We start from the raw sequence: 6,482 nt of genomic DNA on the forward strand, positions 1-6,482 counted from the left end.
TGACACCGGCCCTCAGGCCTGTAAATTAATGAAATACCTGAATTGACGGCAGCACGTTGCCCTGGCAGTCAAACAGCGCCTGGTTTTCACGGGCGTTGCCCTGCTTCCACTCGTCATGGATATACTTCATGCCTTCCGGCGTCGCCCAGGTGTTACCCGGCACGGCAATCCACGTCGGTTCCCAGTAGACCACGCCCTTACCGCGGTGATTCGGCACCGCCAGCACCGCCTGCATCAGGTCGTGCAGATAGGCCGCCTGCCCCTCAACGGTGGCCGGGTAGCCGCCGTCTTTCTCTTCCTTCGCCTGGAAACTGTTTTCGGCGCTGTCGCAGTTTTTCAGCGTGTATGCATAGGCCGCTTCCACCACCATCACGTCTTTCTGATAGCGCTGGCTGATGTCGTCCATATTGGCTTTCAGGGCGCTAATCGGGCCGTTCCAGTAGGTGTACATCGACAGACCAATCACATCGAACGGCACCTGACGGCGGGTGATCTCATCGAACCACCAGCGGAACATGTCATTTTTGGTGCCTTCAGCCAGGTGCAGCATGATTTTGACCTGGCCCGGATCGCTGAGGTTTTCCCGCACGCCCGTGATGCCCGCTTTCAGCAGGCCCGCCAGACGGTCAAACTCCCCACCGTTCTGCCCCCAGCTTTTCCCTTCCGGCCACAGCATGCCGCCGTTCAGCTCGTTGCCAATCTGGACGATATCCGGCAGCACGCCCTCGGCTTTGAAGCGGGCAAGGGTGTCGCGTGTGTAGTCATGCACGCGCGTTTCCAGCTGCGGGAAAGTCAGTTTTTCCCAGGCTTTCGGTTTGAACTGCTTACCCGGGTCGGTCCAGAAATCACTGTAGTGGAGGTCCAGCAGGATCTGCATCCCGGCGGCTTTGGCACGTTTCGCCAGCGCCAGGGTAGTGGGCAGGTCGTTGGTGCCACCGCCGTAGGCTTTGCCGTTGCTGTCATAGGGGTCAACCCACAGGCGCAGGCGAATAGTATTGATGCCGTTGGCTTTCAGGATGGCAATCGGGTCCTGTAGCTGGTGATGGGCGTTGTAAAATTTCACCCCCTGCTTTTCCAGTTCCGGCAGCGTGGAGATATCAGCCCCTTTGACAAAATCGGCCGGCACCGGGCCGATGGGACGAATCACAGGCGGATTTGCGGCGAAGAGAGGCGTCGCCCAGGCCATTGCCAGGGCGAGTAACAGCGTTTTAGGTGTCATGGTTTATCCCTTTGTACTTCCTGAGGTCAGGCCGGAAACGAAGTATTTTTGCAGCGCCAGATAGAGCACGGCGACCGGTACGGCAATCAGCACTGCCCCGGCGGCGTAAGTGGTGTAGCTGGCCCCCATTTTCTGCGAGACCAGGTTGTACAGCCCGATGGGCAGCGTGAACTGATCCGGGCTGCGCAGAATGGTGCTGGAAAGAATGAAATCCCCCAGCGGGCCGGTGAAGGAGAACAGCGCCACCACCGCCAGAATCGGCTTCGAAAGCGGCATGATGATCTCGATAAAGATACGGAAGTTCCCTGCCCCGTCCATGCGCGCTGACTCATCCAGGTCCTTAGGAATCGCGTCCAGGTAACCCTTCATCAGATAGGTGTTCATCGGGATCATGCCACCAACGTAGATCAGCACCAGCGCCAGATGGCTGTTGATCAATCCCAGCAGCTGCGACAGCACAAAGATGGCAATCAGTGCCGAGAACTGCGGGATCATCTGCAACAGCAGAAACAGCATCAGACCGTTCTGCCGCCCCTTAAAGCGAAAGCGCGAGAATGCATACGCGGTGCAGCTCACGCTGATTAAGGTCAGCACCATGGTAAAGAAACTGATTTTCATCGAGTTCCAGTACCACGTCAGGTACGGCACCGTGCCGTTAAACAGGTCGCGGTAGTGCTGTAACGATGCGTTCTCAGGAATAATCGAACTACTCAGCAGACTGTTGCCCGCATTCAGCGACGCCCCGACCGTCCACACCAGCGGGTAGATAATGATGGTCGAGACCACCAGAACCACCAGCCAGGTGAGCGACAGACGCAGCCATTTTTCACGTTTAATACTGACTGACTTCGCCATAACGGTTCCCTTACGCCATCTCATCTTGTTTAAACGATTTGGTGGCGCGGAACTGCCACAGCGCCAGACCGACCACAAAGATCGACAGCAAAATCGTAATGGTTGCGGCAATCGCATACTGCGATGACGACATGGTCAGCTTGTAGATCCACGACACCAGAATATCGGTGCCGCCTGCGTTTGACCCTGCCACCGCCGGACCGCCGTTGTTAAACAGGTAGATAATGTTGAAGTTGTTAAAGTTGAAGGTGTACTGCGTGATGATGATGGGCGCAATGGCGTACATCACCAGCGGCAGAGTGATGGTTTTCAGACGCGTCCAGGGCCCGGCACCGTCCATCATCGCCGCTTCATACAGATCGTCAGGGATCGCCTGCAATACGCCGGTCGTCATGGCGAACACAAACGGGAAGCCCAGCCAGGTCTGCATCATAATCAGTGCGGTTTTGGTCCAGAACGGATCGGTCATCCATGCTTTCGGCGCAATGCCGAAGAAATCGAGGATCGCATTGTTAATCACGCCAAAACTGTCGTTAAACATGCCGGCAAACACCAGGATAGTGACGAAGCCCGGCACCGCCCACGGCAGGATAAAAATGGTGCGGATCAGCGGTTTAAAACGCAGGTCTTTCTGGTTCACCAGAATCGCCAGCATCACACCCACTGAACATTGCAGCGTGGTGGCCAGCAGCGTCCAGACCACGGTCCATTGCAGCACGTCGAAGAAGGTCGAACGCCAGATCGACAGGGTGAAGATATTGACGAAGTTTTTCAGCCCCACCCAATCCACCAGCTTCGCGGGCGGCGTGTGGTAGAGGTTATAGTTGGTAAAGGCGATGGCGAACCCAAACAGGATCGGGAACACCACCACAAACACCAGCAGGAAAAACCCCGGCGTGATCATCAGGTACGGGAACCCCTCTCGCAGCAGCAGCTGATACTGCTTACGCACCCCGTGCAGCGGTTTGCCTTCGTCACGGCGGCAGCCGTTCAGCCAGGCATCGCGCAGCGACAGTCCCCATATCGTCAGGCCAAAGGCGATAATCAGGACGCTGATAATGCCTTCTGCCAGCAAAAAGATGGAGTTATCGCGGGGGACTTCTTCCCCCAGCGTTGCCAGCCCCCACAGCCCGTGCTGGAGGAAGTTATGAAACACACCGTAAAAGCTGGTCAGCAGGATCAGATAGCAGAGCCCTTTTGCCCACTGGCGGTGGTAAAACTGGCCAAAACCGGGTAACAGCGCCAGCAGCACGCCTGCCAGAGCATGCTGGCGTGAGCGCTTGTGCAGCGTCAGTTTTTCACTGGGGGAAATCATCACAGCCTTTTCCTTATTTATTCAAACCGCGAGCGGCAGGGGCTTACTGGTTGCTGGCCTGCATCGCTTCAATCTGCATGGCAATCTGCTTCACCGCATTATCCAGTGCGACCTTTGGCTCCTGCTTGCCTGTCACGCTCAGCTCCAGTGCCGCATTGGCCGGGCCCCACACTTCCTGCATCTCCGGCACACCCGGCATCGCAACGGCACGCGCCGCCTGCACCGCCACCGCATTGGCCTTCTCATCGTTTTTAATCAGCGGGTCATTCATCAGGGCGACGACCGGCGGAATTTCCTGCGTTTTCTGGAAGCGCTCTTTCACATACTGCGGCTGGTTAATAAACTGGATAAACTGCTGCGCCAGCGTTTTATCTTTACTCCAGGTGGACACCACATAGCCTTTAACACCGAGGAAGGAGCTCATGGGTTTGCCGTTAGGCAGCTCAGGCAACGGCGCCACGCCATAGTTGATGCCTGCCGCCTGGTAAGGCTGGAATGCCCAGGGACCATTGATCACCGCCGCCGCTTTTTTCTCGGTAAACAGGGAGTCGATGGCGTTCAGACCGTTGTCACCGAGGATGCCGCTGGGCAGCAGCCCCTGGGTGAAGAAACTCTTGAGATAGCTGACCGCGTCTACGCTGCCCGGTGTGTTCAGCCCGATGTCCAGGGTGTTGAGCCCGCCCTTGCCGTCCTGGCCAAAGATATAACCGCCCATCGGGGCGATAGCCCCCCAGCTGTAATAAATCTGGTCAAATTTTGCCAGCAGGCCATACTGCTTCGCCTCGCGCTGCTTCTGCGAGAAGGCACGGTACTCATCCAGCGTTTTAAACGGCTGCGGCAGCAGATCTTTGTTATAAATCAGCACCAGGGTTTCGACGGCTTTTGGTACGCCATATACCACTTTATTCTGAATAAACGCGGCCATCGCTGATGGGGTATAGGCCGCCTGCTGTGCCGCATCGACAGCCAGCGGTGACAGCAATCCCTGCACCACCGCGCTGCCCAGCTGGTCATTAGGGATCACCAGCACGTCCGGGCCAATCCCCGCCGGGCCATCAAGACGCAGCTTCTCTATCTGCTGGGCAAAGGGCATTTCCTGCACTTTGACTTCAACGTTGTATTGCTTCTGAAAATCAGCAATCGCCGTTTTGATACCTTCGGATTTTTTAATATCTTCCCAGACGGTAAGTTGCTGCGCTGCGTGTGCAGCCTGCCCCAGAGCCAGAGCAGACAGAAGCAGAGTGATGCCGGTTTTGACTTTCATTGCTGACCTCATGTGAAGGTATAACATTTAACTGTTTTTCAATCCGCTGAATTTCTGACCTACACATCGCAAGCCCCATATAGCGTCACTTGCAGAAGGGAGAGTGTCACAGCGCGTGATGTCATACGCTACGCGGAACAGCGTCACTCCTCCACCCTGTTCTCGCTAATATGTGATCAATATTACAGAAATCAAAATCGACTCTAGGGTGCTCTGCATCAGGGGTTTATAGTCACGCCAGACGCCACAAGGGTTAGCGTGTCACAAGATAAATTGTAATACGTAATACATTTATTATTTAAATCCCCCTTTCGATGAGGTTCCGCATGTCCAGCATCAGACTGAGAAACGTGTCCAAGCGTTTTGGTAAAACAGAAACGCTCAATAATATTCATCTGGATATTGAAGACGGTGAGTTCACCGTCTTCGTCGGTCCCTCTGGCTGTGGTAAGTCCACCCTTCTGCGGTTGATTGCCGGGCTGGAAGAGGTCAGTGATGGCGAGATCCTGATTGGCGATGAGCTGATGAACGATGTGGCTCCCGCCCATCGCGGCGTGGCGATGGTGTTTCAGTCCTATGCGCTTTATCCGCATATGACGGTGGCCGAAAATATGGGTTACGGGCTGAAAGTGAACGGGGTGGCGAAAGAGAAGATCCGCCATCAGGTGGAGATGGTGTCGAAAACCCTGCAACTCTCCCACCTGCTTGAACGCAAACCCAAAGAGCTTTCCGGCGGCCAGCGCCAGCGCGTGGCGATTGGACGGGCCATCGTGCGTAATCCGCAGGTCTTTATGTTTGATGAGCCGTTGTCAAACCTGGACGCCGAGCTGCGCGTCGATATGCGTCTGCATATCGCAAAACTGCACCAGGAGCTGAAAACCACCATGGTGTATGTGACCCACGACCAGATTGAGGCGATGACGCTGGCGGATAAAATCGTGGTGATGAACTACGGCAAGCTGGAGCAGGTGGGGTCACCCATGGAACTGTATTACAACCCGGTGAACCGCTTTGTCGCCGGTTTTATTGGTTCACCCAAGATGAATTTCCTGCCTGCACGCGTGCAGCACTGCAGCGTTCAGGGGCTGATCGTTACGGTGAATGAGGGGGCGAACACGCTAACGTTGCCTGCACCTGCACGCCTGTTGCAGCCGGGTGAGGAACTGACGCTGGGTATCCGTCCTGAGCATCTGCGCATCAACAGCGATGCGCCGTTACAGCTGGATTTTCACTGTGAGGTGGTCGAGCGGCTGGGTAACAATACCTATCTGTTCGGGCAGATTTACGGCTACGACGGCTTTAAGATGCTGCTGCCGGGTGATGTGCATTTCCGCCCTTATCAGATGCTGCGCCCCGCGTTCTATCCGCACCAGTGTATGGTGTTTGATGGCGACGGGCTGCGCATCAGCGCCGATATCCCCTTACCGCAGGACCAGGCAGCCATGACGGGATGACCGGAAAAAAGGGTCTGCCCCCTGAGGGATCCCCACTCCTTTTTTTGTTGCTGGCAGTCTGGCTTCAGGTCCGGGGCCAGTCTGAGCACGCCGGAACGGCAACGACCGCATCCCTGCGGGCCTCGGCACGCGACGTCCTGTCGCGTGACGTCCGGCTTACCTCAATCTGGCCCCATCCCCGCAAAAACTGTGCTTGCTGTCGGTTTTAAAAACCCCACCACTTGACGATCTCTGCGGTTTATTTGAATCAGGATTTTGGGTTTTTGGCGGGTTTGGGTGTGGGTTTTGACCTGGATTTTGACGTTGAGGCGGCATTCAGCAGCGCTGAGGAAGCACAGTGAACCAGGACGAACCGCCAGGACGGCGGTGAGAGGG

6 protein-coding genes are annotated in these 6,482 nt (G+C 56.0%); 1 reads left to right on the top strand and 5 read right to left on the bottom strand.

Annotation, left to right across the window (positions count from 1 at the left end; translation table 11 throughout):
* Positions 1-25: 25 nt before the first annotated feature.
* The 4 genes from HHI26_RS24310 to HHI26_RS24325 are packed head-to-tail and all read right to left on the bottom strand — an operon-like array spanning position 26 to position 4,653.
* Positions 26-1,219, bottom strand: a complete 1,194-nt coding sequence (locus tag HHI26_RS24310; protein ID WP_171149899.1) for an arabinogalactan endo-beta-1,4-galactanase — start codon at positions 1,217-1,219, stop codon at positions 26-28.
* Between the two features lie 3 nt (positions 1,220-1,222).
* Complete coding sequence (locus HHI26_RS24315) at positions 1,223-2,074, bottom strand: sugar ABC transporter permease (RefSeq protein ID WP_133843057.1); 852 nt, start codon at positions 2,072-2,074, stop codon at positions 1,223-1,225.
* Between the two features lie 10 nt (positions 2,075-2,084).
* Positions 2,085-3,389 (bottom strand): sugar ABC transporter permease, encoded by a 1,305-nt coding sequence (locus tag HHI26_RS24320; protein ID WP_167864749.1) that lies wholly within the window; start codon positions 3,387-3,389, stop codon positions 2,085-2,087.
* A 43-nt stretch (positions 3,390-3,432) separates the two neighbouring features.
* Positions 3,433-4,653 carry an extracellular solute-binding protein gene (locus HHI26_RS24325; RefSeq protein ID WP_133843053.1) on the bottom strand — a complete coding sequence of 407 codons (1,221 nt, stop codon included), beginning with the start codon at positions 4,651-4,653 and terminating at the stop codon, positions 3,433-3,435.
* A 326-nt stretch (positions 4,654-4,979) separates the two neighbouring features.
* Between HHI26_RS24325 and HHI26_RS24330 the strand changes: the two genes are divergently transcribed.
* Positions 4,980-6,107 carry an ABC transporter ATP-binding protein gene (locus HHI26_RS24330; protein ID WP_133843051.1) on the top strand — a complete coding sequence of 376 codons (1,128 nt, stop codon included), beginning with the start codon at positions 4,980-4,982 and terminating at the stop codon, positions 6,105-6,107.
* A 161-nt stretch (positions 6,108-6,268) separates the two neighbouring features.
* On the opposite strand, the gene HHI26_RS25390 is transcribed toward HHI26_RS24330, so the two are convergent.
* On the bottom strand, positions 6,269-6,482 hold a 214-nt coding region (locus tag HHI26_RS25390), incomplete at its 5' end, for a hypothetical protein (RefSeq protein ID WP_205945748.1).

This window comes from Erwinia sp. JH02 (assembly GCF_013074405.1).
GTDB lineage: Bacteria > Pseudomonadota > Gammaproteobacteria > Enterobacterales > Enterobacteriaceae > Erwinia > Erwinia rhapontici.